Source organism: Microcoleus sp. Pol7_B2 (assembly GCF_036701035.1).
GTDB lineage: Bacteria > Cyanobacteriota > Cyanobacteriia > Cyanobacteriales > Microcoleaceae > Microcoleus.
Map to the genome: position 1 here is coordinate 1 of NZ_JAUBQB010000092.1, position 24,814 is coordinate 24,814.

Sequence of the window (24,814 nt, forward strand, 5' to 3'; positions counted from 1 at the left end):
TTTTTTTCTAATTAACTATTTTTATCGATTTTATCATGATCTTACCTCTGTCTCACATTTATTTGAAATGACTATATTTTTCATCTGCCTAATTTGGCAGCAAAGAGCTTTACCCTTGTACTGGCAGATTTTACCCAAAAAAGGGTGCAGTAATATCGGAGAGCAAAAAAAATTAATTAGACCAATTTTACCGCTGCTAAACAAATATAAATTCCTGCTTATAGGAGACCGCGAATTTGGTAGCGTTAAACTTGCCCAATGGTTAGGTAAAAAGAATGTAAGGTTTGTTTTAAGAATACAAAAGGGGCGATATATTGAAGAAGGAGAAAAATTTAAACGCTTAAGTAATTTAGGTTTAATGCCAGGTACTAGCTTTTATTTAAAGGATGTTCAAGTTACGAAGCAAAAAGGGTTTGGGAAATTTGATATTGCAGGTTATTGGAAGCGTCGATATAGAGGTCATGGGGAAGACGAAGGTTGGTATCTGCTCACAAATTTAGAAACTCTGAAAGAAGCTGTCGCCACATTTAAATGTCGGAGTGGAATCGAAGCTATGTTCAAAGATTGTAAAACAGGAGGCTATAATCTTGAAAAAAGTCACGCTTCTACTGAGCGCTTGAAAACTTTAATTTTATTGATAGCTTTTGCGTACAGTTGCGCCACTTTACAAGGAAAAGAAATTCAAAAGCTCGCTATTCAAAAATATGTGGGTCGCTTAACAGAAGAACCGCGAACTATACGCCGACATAGTAGTTTTTGGATGGGATTGTATGGTCATTCTTGGGTAAGAGGAATAGAAAGTTGTGGAAAAATGATTGAGGAATTAATGGCAATAAGACGGAACAAGCTACCATTTTTTCAGAGGGGTTTGAGGGCTAGGTTCCTGATGATACGGACGTTTTGACGGCGTTGTCACCCCTTCAGCTTTAATCTATCTTACGTTTTTTGAGGTGGAGCTACTTAGAAGATGGTTTGGGAACTGCAACGGTGGTAACACGGACATTCGGATCGAGGGCGTCACCTTGAGAGTAAATATAATCAAATGCCGATCGATCATTAAGCATATTTGCCCGCAAAAATAGCGCGCTCCAACGGGCGATCGTTTCAATACCCACGGCTCGCTCTAAGGTAGCAGTATTGCGATCGGGGTTCGTACCAGCGGGGTTATTAACATCGGTAATGGCGAAGTGATTTGCACCCATAACAGTAATCAAAGCTTTGGGTGGTGTTTGAATTTGGTCAAAGGTGCTTTGAGATCGATCGGGCAGGGCGACACCATCGATATCGCCTTGAATCAACGCCACTGCAATGCCATCATTAGCGATGGGTACAAATTCATTAGCAATGGGATTCCGCAAGTTAGCTCCAAAAAATGCACCCGCTAATAGTTCTTTCGGGCGCGTAAATGGCTCTTGACACAAATACAATTCTGGGAGGCATTTATTAGCAATCACCGATAACCCCACTGCACCACCAAAAGAATGACCCAATAAACCAAGGCGCTGCGTATCGATAACAGACGCAATCGGAGATGTGGGGTTTGTGCTTTCGATCGCCATTTGCGACAAAACCGCCGCAATTTGCGAAGTTTCCGACGCCAAATTAGGGGGTGAACTGGGATTGAATGGCGAAGGGCGCAAATGGTTCGGAACGACTACCACAAAGCCGTACCGCGCTACCTGGCTAGCGTAATCTGAATAAAATGATTTATCTACAAGCGCACCTTGCAATAAAAATACAATGGGGAAAGAGTAATTACCCGAATAAAGATCCGATGGTTTAGGATAATAAATGTCAGCTAAATCGTTATTAGCAGATATCATCGTACTGTAAAAGCTGGTTTCTTTAAATGGCGGTGCATAATCGATTGTTGTGGCAAAGACTTTGCTAGCAAGGACAACAAACGCAGCAATTGCACAAACAATTGCTAGGGTTTTTGCCGAAAAAAAATGAGGGTGGAAATTCATCATTATTTTGGGTTTGAGAGTGCGTGCATAACCTAGTAAAAAAAAACCAAGTCGGCTATCGTTAGTAATTTAAGGAGCGTTGCCGGAAAAGGTTTCGGACTCTGTGACTAAAAGTATCAACTTCTGATTAATAGAAAATTGTGTAAAAATTGCCAATAAACTGACTCATAAATAAACACGCTTCCTGATTTTACACCATTTTTGAATACTTGGATTTTAGTGTGGCTTATAACCCGACCCAATCTTCTTTATAAAAACCTTTTTTAGATTGGTGAATCGGAATTTCGATGGCTAATGTCGCCCCGTGATCCGGTATCGAAAAACAACGGAGCTGCCCGCCGTGGTCGTCCACTACAATAGTATAGCTAATCGATAACCCCAAACCCTTTCCTGTACCCACTTTCTTCGTTGTAAAAAATGGCTCAAATATGCGTTGTTGAATATCTTCGGTTATGCCCGACCCATTATCAGTAATATAAATACCCACTTGAAAGTCGGAGAGTAACTTCGTGCAAATAGTAATAGTAGGAATTGGGCTGCTATCATCTACATCATTTGCCCAACCTATTGGGGATTGCAACGCTTCAATCGCATTAGTCAGAACATTCATAAAAACCTGATTCATTTGCCCCGCGTAGCATTCTATCTTTGGCAAAGCCTCATACTCTTTTACCACTTTAATTATCGTTTGAGCTGCTTCATCTTTCAGCCTATGCTGCAAAATCATCAGCGTACTCTCAAGTCCTTCATGGATATCCACCGCTTTTAACTCAGCTTCATCGAGTCGGGAAAAATTCCGCAGCGATTGCACTATTTCTTCGATTCGGTCAGCTCCTATGCTCATAGAAGCAATTAACTTCGGCAAGTCCTTCCTGAGAAAAGTGAGATCCATCGCCTCTAGTTGTTCCTGGATAGGTGCTGTGGGATTGGGGAAATCTTCTGCGTAGAGTTGCACCAGCCTCAGCAAATCTTCAGTGTACTCCCTTACGGGCGAGAGGTTCCCTTTAATGAAGCTAATCGGGTTGTTAATTTCGTGAGCTACCCCTGCTACGACATTCCCTAAACTTGACATTTTCTCGCTTTGGATTAGTTGAGCTTGTGCATTTTGTAACTGTTGTAGAGCCAGCTCTAGTTGTTGGGATTTCTGCCGCTCTTTAGCCTCGGAATCCTGCAATCGCGCATTTTGCTCGTGCATTTTTTTTTGCAACCGCTGAATAGTTAGTTGATTTTCGACACGAGCTAAAACTTCTTCTAAATCAAATGGCTTGGTGATGTAGTCTACTCCTCCAACAGCAAATGCTGTGACTTTATCCAATACTTGATTTAAGGCGCTCAAGAAAATCACTGGAATACCCGAAGTTCTGCCATCCGCTTTTAAATGTTGGCACACTTCGTAGCCGTTCATCTGGGGCATCGTGATGTCCAGCAAAATCAAATCTGGCGGGGTTGAACGCGCTGCTTTTAATGCCATTTCCCCGTTTATTACCCCCCGAACTTTATATCCTTTGTCGGTCAGCATAATGGATAAAAGACGCAGGTTGTCTGGGGTATCGTCAACCACTAAAATATTGTCAACATAAGATTCTAACTTCTGGGTGTTCATGGGATAAATTTTTCTGTTAAGTCAGTAATTTTATCATATCTAAAATTATGAATCCAATCGGTGATAATCTCCGCAGAAGAAGTATTGGATTCAGGGATTGTGGCGACTAAACTTAAAATCAGGTCAGCATCTGCATCGATAGCTCCATGATGTAACTGTATCACCCACTCCGTAGGCATTGTCGCCAAAGTTGTCCTTAAAATTTCAGTTTTTTCCCCTTCTTTTACACTCAAGTCTTGACCCTCAAGCTGAGATAATGTAAAGTTCGGTAAATCTTCATAAATATACTGTACCCCTAAATGTTCAGCCATTTTGGCAAAAATAACTTCTTCTTGGAAAGGCTTGCTCACAAAATCGTCACAGCCTGATGATAAAACAATGGCTCGTTCTTCCTCAAAAGCGCTAGCGGTCAACGCAACAATCGGGGTAGCCTCATCTTTAATCTTGGCTTTAATTTGTCTGGTGGCCTCATATCCGTCTATCACAGGCATTTGCATATCCATCCAAATTAGGTGAGGTTTCCAAGTTTCCCAAATTCTAATAGCTTCTTGACCATTTACTGCTTCGCGCACCTCCAAGCCAAGCGGTTGGAGAAGATGAACCAATAGCAAACGGCTCTCCCATTTATCATCAACCACCAAGATGCGATATGAGGGTTGGTTGGGTTCTAAACCAATTACCCGCTTTCTTGATTGTCGAGGTTGAACTTTAGCCATCTCAGGGGAGCTAATTTGGATATCAAAACTAAAAATTGTTCCTCGATTCAAGGTACTGCTGACGGTAATGTCTCCTCCCATCAGTTGTACGAATTGTCGGCTGATGGGTAAACCCAACCCAGTTCCTTCTTGAGATTTCCGACCAGCGTCCGTTTGTACAAAAGGCTCAAATAAAGAATCTACATCAGTAGGAGCAATACCGTGACCCGTGTCTTCCACTTCAAACGTAATAATCCGTGGTTCGTTGTCTTTTGGGGACTTTTGTTTCTCACTAATTGCTGCAACCCGAAGTGTGACACTTCCCTTCGTAGTAAACTTGATCGCATTTCCTAGCAGATTAATTAAGACTTGACGCAATTTGCTTTCGTCAGTTTTTACATACTGAGGAATATTAGAATTGATGTGCCAACTGAGCTGTAAATCTTTAGAATCAGCTTTGAGTTTGAGCATTTCTTCGAGAGAATGGAGCAAATGATACAGGTCAAAGCTAGTAGGATTTAATGTAATCCGACCTGCCTCGATTTTAGACATTTCCAGAACGTCATTAATCAGCGTCAGCAAATGCTCGCCAGAACGACTAATGATGGCGATCTGTTCCTGCTGTATGTGAGAAAGGGATGGGTCGCGTCCCAGCACTTGGGTAAAGCCGAGAATTGCATTGAGGGGAGTTCGCAATTCGTGACTCATTTTTGATAAAAATTCGCTTTTAGCCTTGTTAGCCGCATCTGCAACTTCTTTGGCTTGTTGTAAGGCTGCCTCTGCTTTTTTGTCCTCCGTAATATCGCTGGCTGTGCCAGTTATTCCTAGAATGTTTCCCTCGGAATCCCGCACTACAAGTGAATTAAACCGGAGATTGATAGGTCTGCTGTCTTTAGCTAATTGTATGGTTTCATACTGAAATACGGACTCTCCATTCAGCATACGTTGGAATATCTCGTTATCTTTGGGAAGTTGTTCAGGTATCTGAAACTCACTGAATTTTCGCCCTATCATTTCTTCAGGGCTGTAGCCAAAAATCAGTTGGACGGCAGCGTTGACGAAGGTATAACGCCCTTCAACATCAACTGACCAAATCATATCCTGCGATGTTTCAACTAAGTCACGGTATTTAGCCTCGCTTTCTTTTAGCGCTTCTTCTACCCTTTGACGATCGGTAATGTCGTTAATGACTAAGAGAATACACGCTTCTCCACCCAGCTCAATAATATCTGCTGATACCAGCATCTTCCTCACCTCGCCTGATGAAGTACAAAAATCAAATTCCTGATTCCGAAGCACTCCTGATTCTTGCAATAGCTGCTTGTATCTGTCACATTCTTCTAAATTAACCCAAAAATTCAACTCAATTGCTGTCAAACCAATTACCTGTTCGCGAGAGTAATTAAAAGTGCTGAGGAAACTGTCGTTCACTTCAATGTAGCGTCCATCTGCAAACCGGGCGATCGCGATCGGGTTAGGACTGGAACGAAATGCTTTAGAAAACTTTTCTTCAGACTTGCCCAAGGCTCTTTCTGTCTGCATTCTGACAGCCATTTCCTGTTGCAATTCTTGCGTTCTTTCTATAACCTTACATTCCAGCGTTCGCGAGTATTCGCCTAATTGCTCGTAAAGTTGAGCATTCTCAATAGAAATAGCAATTTGGGCAGATAACAGTTTTAACAATTCTAGGCGATCGGTAGTAAAAGCCCCTTCAATCAGGTTATTTTCCAAATAAAGAAGGCCCGTCAGCTTACCTTGGTGCAGCAGAGGAGTACAAAGAATAGATTTCGGTTGAGTGGCTGCAATATAAGGATCGCGAGTAAATTGTCCTTCGAGAGCGGCATTATTTAACACCACATTTTCCTGAGTACGAATCACATAATTGGCGATCGCACTTGCAAGCAAAGGGGTTCCCCCAGAAGCTGTTGTTGGATTGAGAGGAAGCGATTGCAGCACGCTAACTTCATCCTCGTTCACCGAACCTTCCGCCTCTAGCGCCCAGTGTCCCGCTTTTTCTAAAATCAAAAAACCTTTTTGGGCCCCCGCATTCTCGATCGCAATTTTCATCAATCTTTCCAGCAACCTACTCAAAACTATTTCACCCGAAATCGCTTGAGAAGCTTTCATCACCGTAGCTAAATCTAGCGTCTCACCCAAATTGTTGCTAGTAGTCGCAGTCGTTGTGCGGTTAACTTTTGTGTGAGTAGTTGTCTTCCCTGATGTTCTCGCGATTAATTGGGGATACTTTTCCTCTAACTTCTCAACTTTACGTTTAGCACCCCAATATTGGTAGCCATAGTGGGCTTTAGTCAAGTAGATTTGGGCAAATTCTTCTTTATTTTTCCCCAACCAGAACTTAGCAGCCAGTTCCGCCGCCAGCGCTTCATTCTGAATAAAATCACCCTCTCTAGCCTGAGAATAAGCGCGATCGTACAAATCCATCGCCTCTAAATCTCGACCTGAAATTCTCGCCATTTCTGCCGCCACCAGCCAGAATTTATGTGCGAAACTTTCCCAGCAGTTATCCGCCCAAATTTTGATTTGTTTCTGATTAGCTTCTAATTGCTCCCAATAATCTTTTCGCTCCGATTCAGAAACCTCTGAATACAGAGCCGTTAAAATCAGACAACGGTAAAAATGATGGTGAGCACTAGAAATATGACCCATCAAATAATCGAGCAGTTCCGCAGCGCGATCCGATGCTTCTAGCGCCTCACTATACAGTCCGTAAAGATATAAATTCTGCGCTTTTAAAACATAAAACTCGCACAGCGCTGCCATACTTTTACGGCGGTGGAAATTTTCTAAATGCTGTTCTTCGCTAACATCATCCTCTTCGCCCATCAAATTTAAAATTGCTGACTTATTAGCAAGAATTATATCAATCGCCCATAAATTTTTAGTTTGCTCGCAAAAATGGAGCGACTTGGCAATATCTTCCAAGAGATTATTCAAATTCATGCCCTGGAAGAAATAGGTAATAGTTTGAAACATCCGGTTATAACCCGTCCATTGCAAATTGCCCGATTGCAAGCCAACTTTATAACATTCGTTATTAATTTCCGCCGTAGTTTTGAGCGGTCTCACCCAGCAGTTTAAGTAATTGGCAAATATCACACTATCTTGGCAGTTTTGAGACAAGTTATTTGAATTTTCGCTCAGAGTAAGAGCGAGTCTGCCAAACTCATACGCCGATTGGTAATCGCCTAAAATTGAATTCAGGATAATTCCATAACATGAATAGCAATAAGACCCTCCCGCAACAAAACCGTACTTGAGAGAAAGGTTAATCGCTTTGATCACAGTCAACTTCCACAGTTCTTGAGATGAAAAGAACGTTAGCGGCCCCATGTTGCCCAATAATTGCATGGCCATTAGTTGAGCCGGGTCTTTCATCTTTTCTGCATTAATTAAGGAAGCAATTTCTTGGTTTGCCAAGTTAGCTTGAGCTGCCGCCATTTCAGCATTAACCGCCTCGCTTAAATTATATTCTGCCAAGTCTATGCCTAGCAAGTGAAGGGCTTTTAATCCAGATTGAACTGCTGCTTCATATTTACTCAGCAGAGTGTACTGCACGATCAAAATGTTGTAAATTTCTGCCTTTTCTAGATCAGATTTGGCCCGGGCAAATACCAGTTCTATTAAAGCTTCTGATTCTTCAAAATTTCCGTTTAAATATTCGGCTTCTGCCAGCTCTTTATGAAAGGTAAAAGCTAGTTCGTAGGAGTCTTGCCAAATATCGCCCGGTAAAATTTCTCGACCTAATTTTAAGTAATCTCTGGCAGCAGCATAAGCCGTTGCATCTTTGGCTTTGCGAGCGGCTGTTAAATTTAAAATAGCTAGTTCAGTTTTCTCGCGATCGTTAATGATTAAATTGCGACCCAAATTTAAATGATCGGCAATTTCAAAAATTCTTTCTGCTCGTCGCTCAGGAGAAATATTGGCCAGTAACAGGCGACCAATTTGTAGGTGAATTGCTGTTTGCAGTTTTGAGTCAATCAAAGCGTAACCTGACTGCTGCACGCGGTCGTGCAAAAATTTATAAGTAGTAATTACCAAGTCTGAGTTAATTATTTCTGATTCGGTAGCACCTAACTCAGAAGTAGTTAAGATTAATCCCTCTTGGATGGCTGGCAATAGTTCTTGAAACGTGGCTAGCCACGATTTCTCATTAATAATTGAAAGAGTGTTTAAGTCAAAACTATTACCCACGCAAGCAGCCAAGCGCAAAACTTTCTGAGTTGATTCTGGCAACTTTTTCAATTTACCAAGCATCAATTCAATGACGTTATCAGTAATACCTACTGATTCAATTTCTGAAATATCCCAATCCCAGTTTCTTTCTTGAAAATTGAATCGCAGCAGATTTTCTTGATAGAGTGTTTTGAGAAACTGATTGACAAAAAAAGGATTACCTTGAGTTTTACTGAGGACTAACTCGGCTAGGGGGAGCGCTGATTTTTGGTCTTTACGCACGGTGTCAGTAATTAAGTTACTTATTTGGTGAAGGTGTAAGGGAGCTAAAGTAATTCGCTCGATTCTTGCACCTTGATTTTGCAGCTCATCCAAAGTCATCATTAAAGGATGTGATGGGTTAATTTCGTTGTCTCGATAAGCACCAATTAGAAACAGATAGTTCGTTTGTTCATCTGCTATCATTACTTGTAGCAATTTCAATGTAGCGGCATCAGCCCATTGTAAATCGTCGAGAAAGATGACTAAGGGATAGTCAACTGAACAAAACACGCGGATGAATTTTTGAAATACTAAATTAAAGCGGTTTTGTGCTTCTGTAGCGCCTAATTCTTGTACGGTATGCTGTTTACCAATGATTAATTCTACTTCAGGAATGACATCTACAATGATTTGACTATTAGCGCCAACGGCCGCTAATATTTTTTGTTTCCAGGTATTGAGTTGATTTTCGCTTTCTGTTAAGAGTTGCTTGACTAATGATTGAAAGGCTTTGACAACGGCCGCGTAAGGGATATTTCGTTGAAATTGGTCGAATTTTCCGGCAATAAAATAACCTCTGGCTTTAGTAATTGGTTTATAAACTTCTTGTACTAAGGCGGATTTTCCAATGCCAGAGTAACCGGATACTAGCATCATTTCGGTGCTGCCTCTGCTGACTCGCTCAAAGGCTGCTAATAAGGTTTCAACTTCTGTTTCTCTGCCGTAGAGTTTTTCGGGGATGAGGAAATGGTCTGTAATATCCCGCGTCCCCAATGCAAACGTCTCAATGTTACCCGTGTTTTGTAATTGAGCCAGACAAATTTCTAAATCGTGTTTCAGTCCTAATGCACTCTGATAGCGATTTTCCGCATTCTTTGCCATCAGTTTACTAACAATTTGGGATAAAACTATGGGAATTTCTGGCTTGATTTGATGTACCGGAATCGGCTGTTTGGCGAGATGACAATGCACTAACTCCATTGGGTCCTCTGACTCGAAGGGTAACTGTGTTGTCAACAATTCATAGAAGGTCACACCCAGGGAATAAAAGTCACTCCGATAGTCAATGCCTCGATTCATTCTTCCTGTCTGTTCTGGGGAGAGATAAGCTAAGGTTCCTTCGATAATGTTTGGATTCTGGATTTCTTGGGTTTGTTTCGGCAGCAGGGAAGAGATACTAAAGTCAATGAGCTTAATTTGTTTGCTATCGGGGTTGATTAGGATATTGGCCGGTGTGATATCTTTATGAATAACTTTATTTTCGTACAAAGAGTGAAGAATATCTGCTAGTTCCCTGGCTAGGTCGAGAAAGTTTTCTAAAGATCTAGATTGAGCTGGTTGGTTTTTATCAGTTGGGGTCTGGATATAAGTAGACAGAGAGACTCCTCCAAAGTCCTCCATTATCAAAGCATAGGCGCTTTTGTAAGGTACTAAATCGAGGGGTTTAACAATACTGGGGATGTTGAGATTTTGGGCAATGGTGTACTGGTTGCGGAATTGCACCAGTTCGCAGAAGCTAGGGTATTCGTTTCGCAGCAGTTTGATGACGACTGGAGTACGATCGCTCTCCCGAACACCGCGATAGACTAAAGTGCGAGATCCTGCATAGACTTGTTCTGTTATGCGATACCCTGGCAGGTCAGTAATTGTCTCCATTTTCCAGTTCTCAATAAATTGCGGGTTACTATATCTCTAGTTTACTCAGCCAACTTGAAAAATTCTCAATGGTCTCTAATGTTCCTGCAATTGTCAGTGGGCGTTCTGTACGAACGATCGCAGTTCGTTGGATACTGAAGCCATATTATTAATTGTTTTACAGGTTTTGATTACCAACTGATAATAAGCGGCAATCCAGGTCGGAAATCTACCTGTTGTCCCTGCACTTCTCCATCAAAACCAAGCTCGACCAAATACTCGGTTCCTATTCGCAACTTTAATTGATTTGTCTCAAGCACTGCTTGAAGTTCAGGTGACGGATTATTAGCAGCAGGACTGACTAATTCTACGCGAGTAATTTCGCGGAAACCAACACCATGATCCAAAGGCTGTGACTTATCAGCAGAGTATTGATCTGGACGTTTACCAAAGGAAATTTGGAAAAGCATCGGCTCAGTCAACACATCACTATTTGTTCCTACTGCGATACTCATCGTTTCAGATAAATAAGGTGGACGATATGCCCAACTTGAAAATGCAACTGTGTCCTCAGAACCTTTGGCTGGACGCAAACAGATGCCAAATGGACACGCACCATTATTCCGATTTGTCGATCGCTCCCAAAGACGAGTCTGATGAATTGGCTCAGACTTCGCCTCTTCTGGATCGTGAACCCATAACAATTCCAACATTGCATTATGGAAAAAGAAACAGCGATTGGCTGTACCTTGTCCGTGATGAATGCGAGATCCACCCTCAACTAAACCGAAGGATGATAAACGATTAGCTTCCGAAGCACCAATATCAGTAAGGATGAAAAGATGGTCGAATTCAAATGTCATAGAATTATTCATTGAATTGCTCGATGCTCAAGTAATTTTAATCCCCTGTGATTGCTTTTTTTTCGCTCGCAACGCTGATGCTGCACAGCGTACTGTACCAAAGCCCCAAACCTCTAGTCAGTAAATCTTTCCCAATCTAAAATCTAAAATCTAAAATCTATCGCCCCAACCTTCAAGTTACAACCAGATTGAGGAACCATCCGCCCGCATCCAGCAGTCTCAACATCCAGTTACCGACAATTCTGCTAAAGTCAGGTCATCATCCGGTGCATCTTGTAGAGACGTGATTCGCAGCCTCTGCCCCCAAAGCAGTAAAATCCCATCACATTGTCACCTGCCACCCGATCGGCAGTAAGTTAAAAATTAAGGTAGTTTGAAAATAATCGCCCAAAGTTGAAAGAAGCCTTGACATCTGACCTAAACTCTCTAACTTAGACCCTCTAGCTGCGCTGCCATCCATATTTAAAAGATGCCATGTCAACCTTAGTCATCGTCGAATCTCCGACCAAAGCCCGCACCATCCGCAACTTCCTGCCCTCCACCTACCGTGTAGAGGCATCGATGGGCCATGTCCGCGACCTACCATCCTCCGCCGAAGAAATACCAGAAGCCGTTAAAGGAGAAAAATGGGCGCAATTGGGCGTAAACGTGGAGGCAGACTTTGAACCCCTCTACGTCATCCCGAAAGATAAAAAGAAAATTGTTAAAGAACTCAAAGACGCCCTCAAAGACGCCACAGAACTGATACTAGCCACTGACGAAGACCGAGAAGGCGAAAGCATTTCCTGGCATTTGCTGCAAATCCTCAAACCCAAAGTGCCCATCAAGCGGATGGTGTTTCACGAAATCACCCGCGAAGCAATCCGCGACGCCTTAACCCACTGCCGCGATATCGACAATCGAGTAGTACAAGCCCAAGAAACTCGCCGAATTCTCGATAGACTCGTCGGTTACACACTCTCCCCGTTACTGTGGAAAAAAATCGCTTGGGGTTTGTCCGCTGGTAGAGTGCAGTCAGTCGCAGTCAGGCTTTTGGTGCGCCGGGAACGCGAACGCCGCGCTTTCCGCCAAGGTAGTTACTGGGATTTAAAAGCCCTTTTGGAAAAGGGCAAGATTTCCTTTGACGCCAAACTCGTGACTGTCGGCAATGTAAAAGTTGCAAACGGCAGCGATTTTGATGAAAATACCGGGCAAATTATCTCCGGCCGCCGCGTACTTTTGCTGAATGAAGAACAGGCGCGGGCTTTACTCTCACGCATTCAAAACAAACCTTGGACTGTCACCAATCTCGAAGAACGGCCAGTCACCCGCAAACCTTCGCCGCCGTTTACGACCTCGACTTTGCAGCAGGAAGCTAACCGCAAGCTGCGGCTGGGTGCGCGGGAAACCATGCGAATTGCCCAAGGTCTCTACGAACGCGGTTTTATCACCTATATGCGGACGGATTCGGTGCATTTGTCCGAACAGGCGATCGAAGCGGCGCGCAGTTGCGTGCAAGAACTTTACGGCAGCGAATACCTCAGCCCCCAACCGCGCAAATACACCACGAAAAGCAAAGGCGCGCAGGAAGCCCACGAAGCTATCCGTCCCGCCGGCAGCACTTTTCGGACTCCGCAGCAAACGGGATTGGATGGGATTGATTTCCGCCTCTATGATTTGATTTGGAAGCGGACAGTCGCTTCTCAAATGGCCGATTCCCGCCAAACTCACGTCACTGTATTAACTCAGGTAGAAGATGCCGGTTTCCGTTCCAGCGGCAAACGCATTGATTTTCCCGGCTTTTTGCGGGCATACGTGGAAGGTTCCGACGATCCGAATGCGGCGTTGGAAGACCAAGAGGTGATTTTGCCGGCGCTGAAGGTGGGGGATAAACCTAATTGTAAGGATTTAGAGGCGATCGGGCACGAAACTCAACCTCCCGCCCGCTACACGGAAGCTTCTCTGGTCAAAATGCTCGAAAGCGAAGGTGTGGGCCGTCCGAGTACCTATGCGAGTATTATCGGTACAATTGTCGATCGGGGATATGCCAAATTAATAGCTAATGCCCTAATTCCGACATTCACCGCTTTCGCCGTCACGACTTTATTGGAAACACATTTTCCCGATTTAGTAGACACCGGTTTTACTTCCCGAATGGAACAAACCCTCGATGAAATTGCCACCGGCGAGGCGAAATGGCTGCCGTATTTGCAAAAGTTTTATACAGGGGAAACCGGGCTCGCAACCCAAGTTAAAGAACAGGAAAGTCAGATTGATGCGAAAGTTGCCCGAACTGTGGTGTTGGAGAATCTTTCCGCCAAAGTTTGCATCGGGAAATTCGGCGCATACCTGGAATCTGAAAGCGAAGAAGGCTTGGTAAAAGCCTCGATTCCCCAAGATTTGACGCCGGCAGATTTAGACCCGGAACAAGTGGAGTTTCTGTTAAAGCAAAAAACGGAAGGTCCGGAAAAATTGGGTCTTCACCCGGAAACCGGGGAACCGATTTATGTGCTGATTGGCAGTTATGGGCCATACGTTCAGTTAGGAGAAGTTTCGGAAACGAACAAGAAACCGAAGCGGGCTTCTTTACCCAAGGGGACAGATAAGGATAGCGTGACGCTGGATATGGCGGTGAGTTTGTTGACTTTACCCCGGTTGTTGGGCACTCACCCGGAGACGGGGGCGAAGGTGCAAGCTAATTTGGGGATGTACGGGCCTTATGTGGTTCACGACCAGGGTAAGGTGGGGAAAGATTATCGATCGATCAAACCGCCGGATGATGTTTTGACGATAACGCTCGATCGGGCTTTAGAGTTATTATCGCAGCCAAAAGCCGCCCGCGGCCGCAGCAAAACAGCGACACCTTTAAAGGAATTGGGCGCGCATCCCGAGTCGGGAGAACCCATCAATGTTTACGACGGCCGCTACGGCCCCTACGTGAAACACGGCGATATCAATGCTTCTTTGTCGAAGGATGAATCAGTGGAGAATTTCACCTTGCAAAGAGCACTGGAATTGTTAGCAACGAAGGAAGCGGCGGGAGGCGGTAAATCTAGCAGCAAGTCGAAGAAGTCTACTAAGGCAACTGCGGAGAAATCGGAGACTGCAACGAAGAAGACTGCGGCGAAGAAAACCACTGCTAAAAAGACGGAGACTGCGGCGAAGAAAACCACTGCTAAAAAGACGGCGACTGCGACAACAGCCAAGAAAACAACTAAGTAAAATTAGTTGAGTTTTTTCTCATTCTCAAAACTCGGTTTCTTCAAAAAACCGGGTTTTTTTTATTTATCAAATACTAGACAACATGACAAAAATAGGTTTGTAGTAAGGAGTTTAGTCCTGACAATTTTGTTCTATTAGGTATTTGTCATCAGCCTCTGCTGGATTCGATCGCCCCTATTTTTTTTGAGACGTATCAACTCAAACTCTTGTCAAGCCTAGCTTTTGGGCTTGCTTGTCACCTGTGGGCCAAATCATCCTATTTACTTATTGACAATTGCTTTTCTCTGTTCAATTGTCAGGGAACGTATATATAAGGTTACAAATTGTATCATAAGCAACAGAAAGTACCCAATGTTTTATGTAGCGCTCTACAATTGAGAAAAGAAACAAGATTAAGAGGCGCGATTCCGATGGATATGAATGGAAACCTAGACTGGGAAGAAGCATTTGAGTACAGAGCGGGCTTAACAGTAGAATTGAAGTCCCAGCCTGGGGTTTTGCATACGATCGCTTACTATGAAGTGATGATGGTACCGCCCATCTGGTTAGAAAATGACCCGCGTCCCCGCTATCCTCACGAACTGCGAGTCGTTTCCCACCAGCCAACTGTGTCCAATGTTTGCCGGATTTCAGAGAGTCCTGTTTTAGTCGCCTCCTAGGTTTTTCCAGCGGGAAATATTGGCGATAGCATCTAGGCAGCAATCAAACCGATGCAGTGATTTTCGGATTGAGATTGCTTGAGTTTACTTTGTGGCATCGGCTAAGTAGTCGTAGAGTGCGCCGCCATGAACAACCCCTAACTTGCATATCGACAATCTCACAGATCCGCACCTGTGCGCTCGAGAGGCGATGTAAACAAACCCAACACTTATTTTCTAGCCAAACTTTGTAAAAATGGTATTATTTTAGGGTTGCGGTAATTCCTTTCCCTATCAATAACCCGACGTTAGTCTAAAATCTCCTCAGCGGCCACAAAGGCGAGATGGGCGATCGACTTTCACGAAAAAACTGCGGTAATCCAAAAGTATATTGGTACAAAGGGTAGAAATCCATCTTGATATTAATGAGAGTTGTTTGAGGTTTTTCCTAGGGTGACTAATTCGGTTTATTAACACAAAAGTTACAACTTTAACCATAAAAATTAAATTGGTATGTTAAGATGACACAAGCCCTTACCATACTTGATTTCAATTATGGCTGAAAAATTAATAGTTAGAAACTTTGCTGGCATCAAGGATTTGGAGATTGAAATCAAACGAATAAATATACTTATTGGTCCTCAAGCCAGCGGTAAAAGTGTTTGCGCTAAACTCCTTTTTTATTTTAAGAACTTCGTATGGGAAATTTTATCGGTTGTAAATAATGAGCAGACAAAACGCAATCTAGATTCAAACTATTCCAAGACGTTTGAGGAATATTTTCCTCCAGATTGTTGGGGAAAACAACATTTTTTCATCAGGTATGAAATTTCCAATGTTTTTATAGAAGTTAGGAGAAAACAGGATACCAAAGGTAGAATTTCCCTCAGCTATTCAGATTTTTTCAAGAAAGAATTGGCAGACCTACGCAATTTACTCAAAAAAGCAAGAGAGGAAAGCTCTGAAATAACTTTTAGTTTTAATATTCTTAATAGTTCATTTTTTGACAATAAAATTTTAAAAGATCACTTAGTAGAAACTTTAGGCATATCCATTGGTCGAGAGGCAGCCTTCAATCAGCTTTTTATTCCTGCTGGTCGCTCATTTTTCGCTAATCTTCAGAGCAATATTTTTTCTTTTCTTTCAAGCAATAATACCTTAGATCCATTTCTAAGATCGTTTGGCTCAACATACGAAACGATAAAAAAATTGCGTATACAATATGAAGTTGATGTTGAAGATAAATATACAAAAGATATACTAGAGGAAATAAACAGGCTAATAGAGCAGTCCTTATGTGGTAAGCACATACAGGAAAAAGGCAAAGATTTTCTGGAGGTGGCAGATGGAAGACGTATTAGTATTGCGAACTCATCTTCCGGTCAACAGGAAACATTGCCTCTGACAATTATACTAGCTGCACTACCTTTACTAGCTTCCCCTCCTGTCGGTCAGACAGTGTATATTGAGGAGCCGGAAGCGCATTTATTTCCAAGCGCACAGCGTAATATTATCGAGTTGATCGCTACTGTCTTTAATTATCGCAAAGAGCAACTTCAATTCTTTATAACTACCCATAGTCCTTATGTCCTGACAGCACTTAATAATCTGCTCCAGGCTGGGCTTCTTTATGAAGAATCCAGCGAAGATATACAACATCAACTAGAAAAGATTGTATCTAGATACAAATCATTAGATGTTTCCGATCTCTCAGCCTATGTTTTGAGCGATGGAAAATGCAATAGTATTGTGTGTCCTGATACGGGGTTGATTGATGCGCGAGTCATTGATTCTGTTTCTGATGAACTAGCTATAGAATTCGATCAACTTCTCAACTTAGTTTGAATGGTATATGAAAAGTCTTCCCGAGTGTGAGGAACGTAGATCCGACACCAAGATTGTCTTGCAGGAGAACAAAAGTAAAATAACTTTTCTCAACCCGAATAAAGACGAAATATTAATAATTAAGGTTGATGGCTGCGTTATTAGTGACAATGAGACTTTGCGTTGCGACTACGCACTCATTCCTTCTGATACAGTAGAAATATATGTAGAGTTGAAAGGAAGTGATATTGCACAGGCGGTTAAACAAATAGAATCAACTATTAATTTACTTTCGGCAAATCCCCAAAAGATTAAGAAGCTCTGTTTTGTCGTGTCTACACGTGTGCCAAAACAAACAACAACTATACAACAGCTACAAAGTCAGTTTAAGAAAAAATTTAATGCTAGTTTCCGAATCAAGAATATTCAAGATGAGTATGATTTAAGTACGTCCACAAGCTAAACTAACGAGAACTTGGATATGACCAACATACAAAACTTTAGCAGAAAAGGAGTGAGCGGACGCTCGCCCTGTATCAACTAAATTTGAGTTATTATTATTTATTATAATTAATTCTGACTTCTACCTTGAGAAGTATCTTTTTGGGGACTTGAACAACACATCCTACCACTCGCAACATATTCTACGGCTCAGTGCGGAGTGCACAGCCTACAAAAACTCTTGTGTAAATCCTATTATGTATTGCTTAATCCCTTGATCCCCGCAAGTAGCGGTCTTTATTGCATTAAAGTCGTGCGATGTTTAGCCAGAAATTAACATTGATTTAAACTTTAATGGAGACATAAACGAGCTAGAATTCAATAGTTTGCGTGGAAGACATTGAGTTTAAATACAAAATGTCACAAATAACAAATTAATACCGATCGCACTTCTCGATCGCACTTTACAAAACAAGCACAACTTAGGAGTCAATCGCTGATGATGCTAGGAACAACCGAGATCCCGCAATTAAAGCCGCTTTCCCACTCAGAACTACACAAAATGAACGCCTACTGGCGCGCGGCAAACTACCTATCCGTCGGACAAATCTATCTCCTCGACAACCCCCTACTCAAAGAACCCCTCAAAATCGAACACGTCAAACCGAGACTCCTCGGACATTGGGGCACCACTCCAGGCCTCAACTTCATCTACGTTCACCTCAACCGCATCATCAAAGCCCAAGACCTCAACACCATCTACATCGCAGGCCCCGGACACGGCGGGCCGGGCTTGGTCGCCAACACCTATCTCGAAGGAACTTACAGCGAATATTACTCGAACATTTCCCAAGATGAAGAGGGTATCAAGCGGCTGTTCAAACAGTTCTCCTTTCCCGGCGGTATCCCCAGCCACGTCGCCCCGGAAACTCCCGGTTCGATTCACGAAGGCGGCGAACTCGGCTACGCCCTCGTCCACGCTTACGGGGCGGCCTTCGACAATCCCGATTTGATTGTGGCGGCCGTTGTCGGTGACGGGGAAGCGGAAACCGGCCCCTTGGCTGCTAGCTGGCATTCTAACAAGTTTCTCAACCCGGTTCGCGACGGGGCCGTGTTGCCGATTTTGCACTTGAACGGCTACAAAATTGCCAATCCAACGCTGTTGGCCCGCATTCCGCGCGAGGAATTGGAAAGTTTGATGGTCGGTTATGGCTACAAACCTTATTGGGTGGAAGGTTCAGACCCGGAAACCATGCACCAGTTGATGGCTGCAACTCTCGATACCGCGATCGGCGAAATTAAGGCGATTCAGGAAAAAGCCCGGACGGAGGGCTATTCCGGCCGTCCCCAGTGGCCGATGATTGTGATGAAAACTCCCAAAGGCTGGACGGGGCCGAAGGAAGTTGACGGTAAGAAAACTGAGGATTATTGGCGATCGCACCAAGTCCCGCTTTCGGAAATGGGTTCTAAGCCCGGACACGTCCAACTCCTGGAAGATTGGATGAAAAGCTATAAGCCGGAAGAACTCTTTGACGAAAAGGGCAAGTTAATTCCCGAATTAGCAGAACTCGCACCTAAGGGCGATCGGCGGATGGGCGCAAATCCCCACGCTAACGGCGGGCTGCTGCTGCGAGACTTGAAAATGCCGGAATTTGAAGACTACGCCGTTGACGTGCAAAAACCGGGCACTGTAATGGCTGAAGCAACCCGCGTTTGCGGCCGCTTCCTGCGAGAGGTGATGAAACGGAATCAGGAAAACGCGAATTTCCGCATTGTCGGGCCTGACGAGACGGCCTCAAACCGCCTCGATCCGGTGTTTGAAGTGACGGACCGGGTGTGGGCGGGGGACATTTTGCCCGAAGACGACCACATCTCCCCCGACGGCCGGGTGATGGAAGTCCTCAGCGAACATCTATGTCAGGGATGGCTGGAAGGCTATTTGCTGACGGGACGCCACGGCTTTTTCTCTTGTTACGAGGCGTTTATTCACATCATCGATTCGATGTTCAACCAACACGCCAAGTGGTTGAAAACTACTAACGACATTCCTTGGCGCCGACCGATCGCCTCTCTCAACTACCTGCTAACTTCTCACGTTTGGCGGCAAGACCACAACGGTTTTTCTCACCAAGATCCGGGTTTTATCGACCACGTAATTAACAAGAAAGCGGAGGTTGTGCGGGTCTATTTGCCGCCGGATGCGAACACTTTGCTGTCAGTAACGGATCACTGTCTCCGCAGCCGCCACTATGTCAACGTGATTATTGCAGGGAAGCAACCGGCATTGCAGTATTTGGATATGGATGCTGCGATTAAACACTGTACCGCCGGCATCGGCATTTGGGAGTGGGCCAGCAACGATAAAGGCGGCGAACCGGATGTGGTGATGGCTTGCGCGGGTGATGTTCCGACGCTGGAAACTTTGGCTGCTGTTGACATTCTCCGCCGAGATTATCCCGATTTAAAAGTGCGGGTGGTTAATGTGGTGGATTTGATGACGCTGCAACCTGCTAGCGAACATCCCCACGGTTTGTCTGACAAGGATTTTGATACTTTGTTCACGAAAGATAAGCCGGTGATTTTTGCTTTTCACGGCTATCCTTGGCTGATTCACCGATTGACTTATCGCCGGACAAATCACCCGAATATTCACGTTCGGGGTTACAAGGAAGAGGGAACGACTACGACGCCGTTTGATATGGTGGTGGTTAATGACCTCGATCGATTCCACTTGGTTGGAGATGTACTCGATCGCGTTCCGAAACTCAGTTCTGTCGCAGCTTACGGCAAACAAGCTATCCGTGACAAGCTGATCGAGCACACGCAGTATATCACCGAACACGGCGATGATATGCCGGAAATCCGCGACTGGAAGTGGCCGCACGCGGGCCCGGTTTCGCCGGAAGCGCCGAAGGAAACAAAAGATCCGGGGGCGACTGCAGAACAAACCGTGCGATCGGGTGCACCTGGATAGGTGCGATCGCTTCTTGACCTCTGCGTGAATCTGCGTTAATCCATTGTCATCTGCGGTTAACAAATTCTCTTTTTTTAACCGCAGATACAGGCAGATTAACACAGATTAACGCAGATGAGTTAGATTAATTCAACAGGATAGGTAATGCTGAAAGAAATAGAAATCCAAAATTTTAGGTGTTTTGAGCAAATCAAAATTTCTGGGTTTGAAAGAGTCAATTTAATCGGCGGTAAAAATAATGCTGGCAAGACAGCATTGCTAGAAGCACTTTTTCTCAATTTTGCTCCACGACCTAGCAGTCTAGTAATCCTAAGACAACTTAGAAGAGAGCCAGCAAAAGCTATAGAAGCTATGCCCTATCGAACTTGGGATAACTTGTTTTATTCACAAAGAAAGGAGCGATTGATAGTAATTATTGGAACAGATGACAAAAATAAAACTGACCGATTAGAAATTCAAGTACAAGTCAGGAGATATAATATAACTTTTAAGGTTGGGACAAACGAGGCTGAATCTAATTGGTCATCAACACAAGAAGTTAATACTGGCAATTTATTTAATTCTCGCATTTCCATTGACGAAGTACCAATTATTCCATCCTTTGTCAGGATTTCGGGAAAAGAACTCACAGCAGCCTACGACCGCGCCCGTTTGGATGACAAAGATACCGAAGTTTTGAAAGCTTTTCAAGTTATCGATCCGGCGATCGAATCAGTAGAAAGTTTTTCGATCGGGGAACCCACGCTTTACTTGAGAAGAAAAGGCGAAAAGCGTTTGCCTCTTTCATTATTCGGAGATGCAATTAACCGCGTTGCAGACATTATTCTAAAACTGGTAAATAGCGACCCCAAAATACTGTTAGTCGATGAAATAGAAAATGGCATTCACTATACAAATCAGCGAGATTTTTGGAGAATTTTATTTCGCTTGGCGGTGGAACTGGATACGCAGATTTTTGCGACAACTCACAGTTTAGAGATGCTTCAAGCATTTGCTGATGTCGGCTTAGAACCCAATCAGCAATGCAGCAGCGCATATTTTGAACTAGCAAGGAAACTCAAAACAAATCAAATAATCGGAATTCGGCGCGATTTGGAAACTTTGAATTACGCACTAGAGCATCAACAAGGAGTGAGAGGTGAGTAATATTGTCATAGTAGAAAGTAAAAATGATAGAATTTTCATGCAGGCAATGGTTGAGAAACTAAACTGCGATATCCAGGTACAATTACCTATTTATATAGATGATTATAAAAGTTTGGAAGGCTTGAGCGAAACAGAGTTAATCAAAGCTTTAAAAGCTTTAGAAGCTTTGATTGACAAAAATAATATCGAAAAGATTGGAATTATTATCGATCTTGATAATTATTCAGAGCAAGAACGGCTGAAATTCGTAGATAGATGTATAAAACAAGTGTTTGAAGCTGAAAGCTTTTCAAGCACTAAACAATTTATAGATATTTGTGGAGATAATGGAACAAAAGCCAAATTGGCTTGTTACTTTACAAATGTTGGAGGTAAAGGCGAACTAGAAACGCTTTTAAAGGCAATAAAGGCTAGAGAATCACCTCATGCTGATTGTTTGAATAGCTGGAAAGCTTGCATAGAAAGTCAGGGACAGCAAATTGATCGGAAAGGTTTTGATAAATTCTGGGTGAGCATCTATCTCAGGTATGATACTTGCTCAGATAAGGAACAGCAACAAGCTGGAAGGAAATGCACTATGTCTGGGTTTGATTATGTTATGGAACACAAAAAAAATATTTGGGATTGGGATAATCCTGCACTCAATGATTTGAAGGAGTTTTTTAAACTCTTTTGCTAAATAGTAAAATTCACACAAAATTAACTCATGAGCTTAAAAATCTACTTTGTACGACACGGTGAAACAACTTACAGCAAGACTGGCGGCTACTGCGGAGACCTGGACGCAGAATTAACACCGGAAGGTTCTATGATGGCCGAACAATTTGCTGCAACTTACGCAAAATTGCCTTGGAATGCTGTTTATGTCAGTCCCATGAAACGCACAATCGCTACGGCTAAACCTCTGTGCGATGCTGTGGGAATTGAAATGCAACTGCGCGATGGATTGAGGGAAATTAAGTACGGCAAGTGGGAGGGTGAAACAGTTGAATCGGTTCGCGAAAAATATGCTGAAGATTACATTAATTGGTTGACGGAACCGGCTTGGAATCCACCGACAGAGGGGGAAACTTCTGTGCAAATTGCTAGCCGATCATCCTTAGTTATCGCAGAAATTCAGGAAAAGTACAAGACTGGTAATGTTTTGGTGGTTTCCCACAAGGCGACTATTCGGATTATTCTGTGCAGTTTGTTGGGGATCGATTTGGGAAGTTACCGCAATCGCATTGCCGCTTTAGCAGCTTCTGTGAGTGTTGTCAAGTTTGATGTGCGCGGGCCAATGTTGGAGGTTTTGGGCGATCGATCGTACATGGATGAAACTCTCCGCAATTTACCCGGTACTTGAAATTGCGGGTAAGGTGCGGGGGCGCACCCTACAGTCTGAAACTAAATCGCGCCTATGTAAGACAATCCTAAAATCGTACCCGTTCCCAAAATATGACCGAAGCAGAGACTTCCGACAAGTGCACCCAAACTCAAGCCGCCGACCAAACCCGATGAGGGCGCGGCTGGGCCTGTGTGAGGCTTTTGGATGTTTGCTCTGCCGATCGCAATAGCTAAAATATTGCAAAGAATCATAATCAAACCGGTCGTGGGGCTCCACTCTACGGTTCTGGCGACAGTGGCAAGTAAAATTGGTGTAAACATCGATCGGCTCCTTAAACTTTAGTAAATGAAAATCTGCCTAGAAGATATATCAAAAAAATGCAACTGTTAGCTACAGATTGCATTAACAGTTAATTTTTCGACATTTTTCTTAATATTTTTCCCTGAGTCTCAAGATTTTTTAGTCCCCCTCTGCAGGGACGAAAGTTTGACAAAACGCGATTTCAATCGCCTAGCGATCGAAAGAACGAATCAACAGGACATAATAAAGCATGAAAATACTGGTGTTAAATGCGGGTTCTAGCAGTCAAAAGAGCTGTCTTTACGAGTTAAACGATGTGCTGCCCGATCGCCCGCCGCAACCCCTCTGGGAAGCGCAAATTGACTGGAATCACCGCGAAGGTGTGGCCCAGTTGAAAGTCGAAACAGCCTCAGGAACTGAACAGGAGGAAGAATTTGCCTCAGACTCTCGCGAAGCCGCCATTTCTCGAATGCTGGAGACTCTGTGGCAGGGTAAAACTCAAGTTATTAATAGTTTAAACGAGATTGATATTGTCGGCCACCGCGTCGTACACGGCGGACAAGACTATCAGCAAAGTACGTTAATTTCGCCGGATGTTAAAGAGGTGATCGCCCGTTTATCTGTTTTCGCCCCCGTACACAATCCCGTCAACCTCGAAGGCATCGAAGCCCTTGAAAAAATCCTCCCAAATCGGCCGCAAGTAGCAGTATTTGATACAGCTTTTCACGCGCAATTGCCGCCTGCCGCCTTTGTTTATCCCGGCCCCTACGAATGGCTGGAAAACGGGATTCGCCGCTACGGTTTTCACGGCATTAGCCATCAATATTGCGCGCGCAGGGCGGCTCAACTTCTGAACCGTGATTTGAGCGATTTGCGGCTGATTAGCTGTCATTTGGGCAACGGATGTTCTCTGGCGGCGATTCGGGGGGGCTGGAGTGTTGACACGACGATGGGTTTTACGCCTTTGGACGGTTTGATGATGGGAAGCCGATCGGGTGCGATCGATCCGGGGATTATAATTCATTTGTTAAGGCGAGAAGATTTAACTTCTGAAAAATTAGATAATATTCTCAATCGTAATTCGGGTTTAAAAGGGATTTCTGGGGTATCTAGCGATATGCGGCAGATTGGAGATGCGATCGCCGAAGGTAATGAGAGAGCTCAACTTGCTTTGGATATTTACATCCACCGTTTGCGCGCTGGAATTGGCGCGATGCTGGCGAGTTTGGGAGGGTTGGATGCTTTGATTTTTACGGCGGGAGTTGGGGAAAATTCTGCTGTTGTGCGATCGGCTGCTTGCGAAGCTTTTGGATTTATGGGTTTAAAATTGGATGGGGAGAAGAACCAACAGTCGCCAGTAGATGAAGATATTGCGGCAGTGGATTCAGCGGTGAGAATTTTGGTCATTCACACGCAGGAGGATTGGGAAATTGCGCGAGAATGCTGGAAACTTTATCACTAACTTATTTTATGAATTCCTTCAACAGCGATGCCCACTCAGCTTCGCAGCAGGGTCAACAATCACGAACGGCTCAACCAGAATTAATCTAATTCATCTGCGTTAATCTGTGTTTATCTGCCCTCATCGGCGGTTAAAAAAAGAGAATGTATTTACAGCCCCGGACAAGGGATTGACGCTGATTTACGCAGATAAAGAGAGGTAGAGACCTGGGGGGGTGACAAGGCGGTCAGGAGCTAGATAGAATCTGGGCTACAGCCTTCATCCCCCGTTGATAAAAATGGCG

15 protein-coding genes are annotated in these 24,814 nt (G+C 43.8%); 10 read left to right on the forward strand and 5 right to left on the reverse strand.

Annotated features, from left to right (window positions below; all coding sequences use genetic code 11):
- Positions 1-904, forward strand: a 904-nt coding sequence (locus tag QUA57_RS24815; RefSeq protein WP_333064261.1) for an IS4 family transposase, incomplete at its 5' end; no start/stop codon positions are given.
- A gap of 52 nt (positions 905-956) precedes the next feature.
- Here QUA57_RS24815 and QUA57_RS24820 read toward each other — a convergent pair.
- From QUA57_RS24820 to QUA57_RS24835, 4 genes are all read right to left on the reverse strand, one after another.
- The gene (locus tag QUA57_RS24820; protein WP_333064263.1) at positions 957-1,970 is read right to left on the reverse strand and encodes a poly(ethylene terephthalate) hydrolase family protein; all 1,014 of its coding nucleotides are present in this window, start codon (positions 1,968-1,970) and stop codon (positions 957-959) included.
- 223 nt (positions 1,971-2,193) lie between these two features.
- Positions 2,194-3,570, reverse strand: a complete 1,377-nt coding sequence (locus QUA57_RS24825) for a response regulator (protein WP_333064265.1) — start codon at positions 3,568-3,570, stop codon at positions 2,194-2,196.
- On the reverse strand, positions 3,567-10,376 hold the full coding sequence (locus QUA57_RS24830; protein WP_333064267.1) for an AAA family ATPase: 6,810 nt from the start codon (positions 10,374-10,376) through the stop codon (positions 3,567-3,569). Before QUA57_RS24830 ends, QUA57_RS24825 begins: the two co-directional genes overlap by 4 nt.
- Before the next feature lie 170 nt (positions 10,377-10,546).
- Positions 10,547-11,230 carry a VOC family protein gene (locus tag QUA57_RS24835; RefSeq protein ID WP_333064269.1) on the reverse strand — a complete coding sequence of 228 codons (684 nt, stop codon included), beginning with the start codon at positions 11,228-11,230 and terminating at the stop codon, positions 10,547-10,549.
- Positions 11,231-11,692: 462 nt separating this feature from the next.
- Here QUA57_RS24835 and topA point away from each other — a divergent pair, with 462 nt between their 5' ends.
- From topA to QUA57_RS24875, 8 genes are all read left to right on the forward strand, one after another.
- The gene (topA, locus tag QUA57_RS24840; RefSeq protein ID WP_333064270.1) at positions 11,693-14,419 is read left to right on the forward strand and encodes a type I DNA topoisomerase; all 2,727 of its coding nucleotides are present in this window, start codon (positions 11,693-11,695) and stop codon (positions 14,417-14,419) included.
- Positions 14,420-14,829: 410 nt separating this feature from the next.
- Positions 14,830-15,078 carry a hypothetical protein gene (locus tag QUA57_RS24845; protein WP_333064272.1) on the forward strand — a complete coding sequence of 83 codons (249 nt, stop codon included), beginning with the start codon at positions 14,830-14,832 and terminating at the stop codon, positions 15,076-15,078.
- A 534-nt stretch (positions 15,079-15,612) separates the two neighbouring features.
- Complete coding sequence (locus tag QUA57_RS24850; RefSeq protein WP_333064274.1) at positions 15,613-16,902, forward strand: AAA family ATPase; 1,290 nt, start codon at positions 15,613-15,615, stop codon at positions 16,900-16,902.
- Positions 16,903-16,909: 7 nt separating this feature from the next.
- On the forward strand, positions 16,910-17,344 hold the full coding sequence (locus QUA57_RS24855) for a hypothetical protein (protein ID WP_333064275.1): 435 nt from the start codon (positions 16,910-16,912) through the stop codon (positions 17,342-17,344).
- 477 nt (positions 17,345-17,821) lie between these two features.
- Positions 17,822-20,296, forward strand: a complete 2,475-nt coding sequence (locus QUA57_RS24860; RefSeq protein WP_333064276.1) for a phosphoketolase family protein — start codon at positions 17,822-17,824, stop codon at positions 20,294-20,296.
- 144 nt (positions 20,297-20,440) lie between these two features.
- Positions 20,441-21,442 carry an ATP-binding protein gene (locus QUA57_RS24865; protein WP_333064277.1) on the forward strand — a complete coding sequence of 334 codons (1,002 nt, stop codon included), beginning with the start codon at positions 20,441-20,443 and terminating at the stop codon, positions 21,440-21,442.
- Positions 21,435-22,121, forward strand: a complete 687-nt coding sequence (locus QUA57_RS24870; RefSeq protein WP_333064278.1) for a DUF3226 domain-containing protein — start codon at positions 21,435-21,437, stop codon at positions 22,119-22,121. The genes QUA57_RS24865 and QUA57_RS24870 overlap by 8 nt, the downstream gene beginning before the upstream one ends.
- A gap of 27 nt (positions 22,122-22,148) precedes the next feature.
- Positions 22,149-22,787: a histidine phosphatase family protein gene (locus QUA57_RS24875; RefSeq protein WP_332957118.1), complete on the forward strand. Its 639-nt coding sequence runs from the start codon at positions 22,149-22,151 to the stop codon at positions 22,785-22,787.
- Between the two features lie 41 nt (positions 22,788-22,828).
- Here the strand turns inward: QUA57_RS24875 and psaK are convergent, their stop codons facing one another.
- Positions 22,829-23,089, reverse strand: coding sequence for a photosystem I reaction center subunit PsaK (psaK, locus tag QUA57_RS24880; protein ID WP_333064280.1), 261 nt, complete (start codon positions 23,087-23,089; stop codon positions 22,829-22,831).
- A gap of 230 nt (positions 23,090-23,319) precedes the next feature.
- Between psaK and QUA57_RS24885 the strand changes: the two genes are divergently transcribed.
- Positions 23,320-24,531, forward strand: a complete 1,212-nt coding sequence (locus tag QUA57_RS24885) for an acetate kinase (RefSeq protein WP_333064281.1) — start codon at positions 23,320-23,322, stop codon at positions 24,529-24,531.
- The last annotated feature ends 283 nt before the right edge of the window (positions 24,532-24,814 follow it).

What these genes read in the sequence shown, in the direction of transcription:
- QUA57_RS24820 (WP_333064263.1), bottom strand. Translation starts at nt 1,970, where the DNA reads ATGATGAATTTCCACCCTCATTTTTTTTCGGCAAAAACCCTAGCAATT.
- QUA57_RS24825 (WP_333064265.1), bottom strand. Translation starts at nt 3,570, where the DNA reads ATGAACACCCAGAAGTTAGAATCTTATGTTGACAATATTTTAGTGGTT.
- QUA57_RS24830 (WP_333064267.1), bottom strand. Translation starts at nt 10,376, where the DNA reads ATGGAGACAATTACTGACCTGCCAGGGTATCGCATAACAGAACAAGTC.
- QUA57_RS24835 (WP_333064269.1), bottom strand. Translation starts at nt 11,230, where the DNA reads ATGAATAATTCTATGACATTTGAATTCGACCATCTTTTCATCCTTACT.
- topA (WP_333064270.1), top strand. Translation starts at nt 11,693, where the DNA reads ATGTCAACCTTAGTCATCGTCGAATCTCCGACCAAAGCCCGCACCATC.
- QUA57_RS24845 (WP_333064272.1), top strand. Translation starts at nt 14,830, where the DNA reads ATGGATATGAATGGAAACCTAGACTGGGAAGAAGCATTTGAGTACAGA.
- QUA57_RS24850 (WP_333064274.1), top strand. Translation starts at nt 15,613, where the DNA reads ATGGCTGAAAAATTAATAGTTAGAAACTTTGCTGGCATCAAGGATTTG.
- QUA57_RS24855 (WP_333064275.1), top strand. Translation starts at nt 16,910, where the DNA reads ATGAAAAGTCTTCCCGAGTGTGAGGAACGTAGATCCGACACCAAGATT.
- QUA57_RS24860 (WP_333064276.1), top strand. Translation starts at nt 17,822, where the DNA reads ATGATGCTAGGAACAACCGAGATCCCGCAATTAAAGCCGCTTTCCCAC.
- QUA57_RS24865 (WP_333064277.1), top strand. Translation starts at nt 20,441, where the DNA reads ATGCTGAAAGAAATAGAAATCCAAAATTTTAGGTGTTTTGAGCAAATC.
- QUA57_RS24875 (WP_332957118.1), top strand. Translation starts at nt 22,149, where the DNA reads ATGAGCTTAAAAATCTACTTTGTACGACACGGTGAAACAACTTACAGC.
- psaK (WP_333064280.1), bottom strand. Translation starts at nt 23,089, where the DNA reads ATGTTTACACCAATTTTACTTGCCACTGTCGCCAGAACCGTAGAGTGG.
- QUA57_RS24885 (WP_333064281.1), top strand. Translation starts at nt 23,320, where the DNA reads ATGAAAATACTGGTGTTAAATGCGGGTTCTAGCAGTCAAAAGAGCTGT.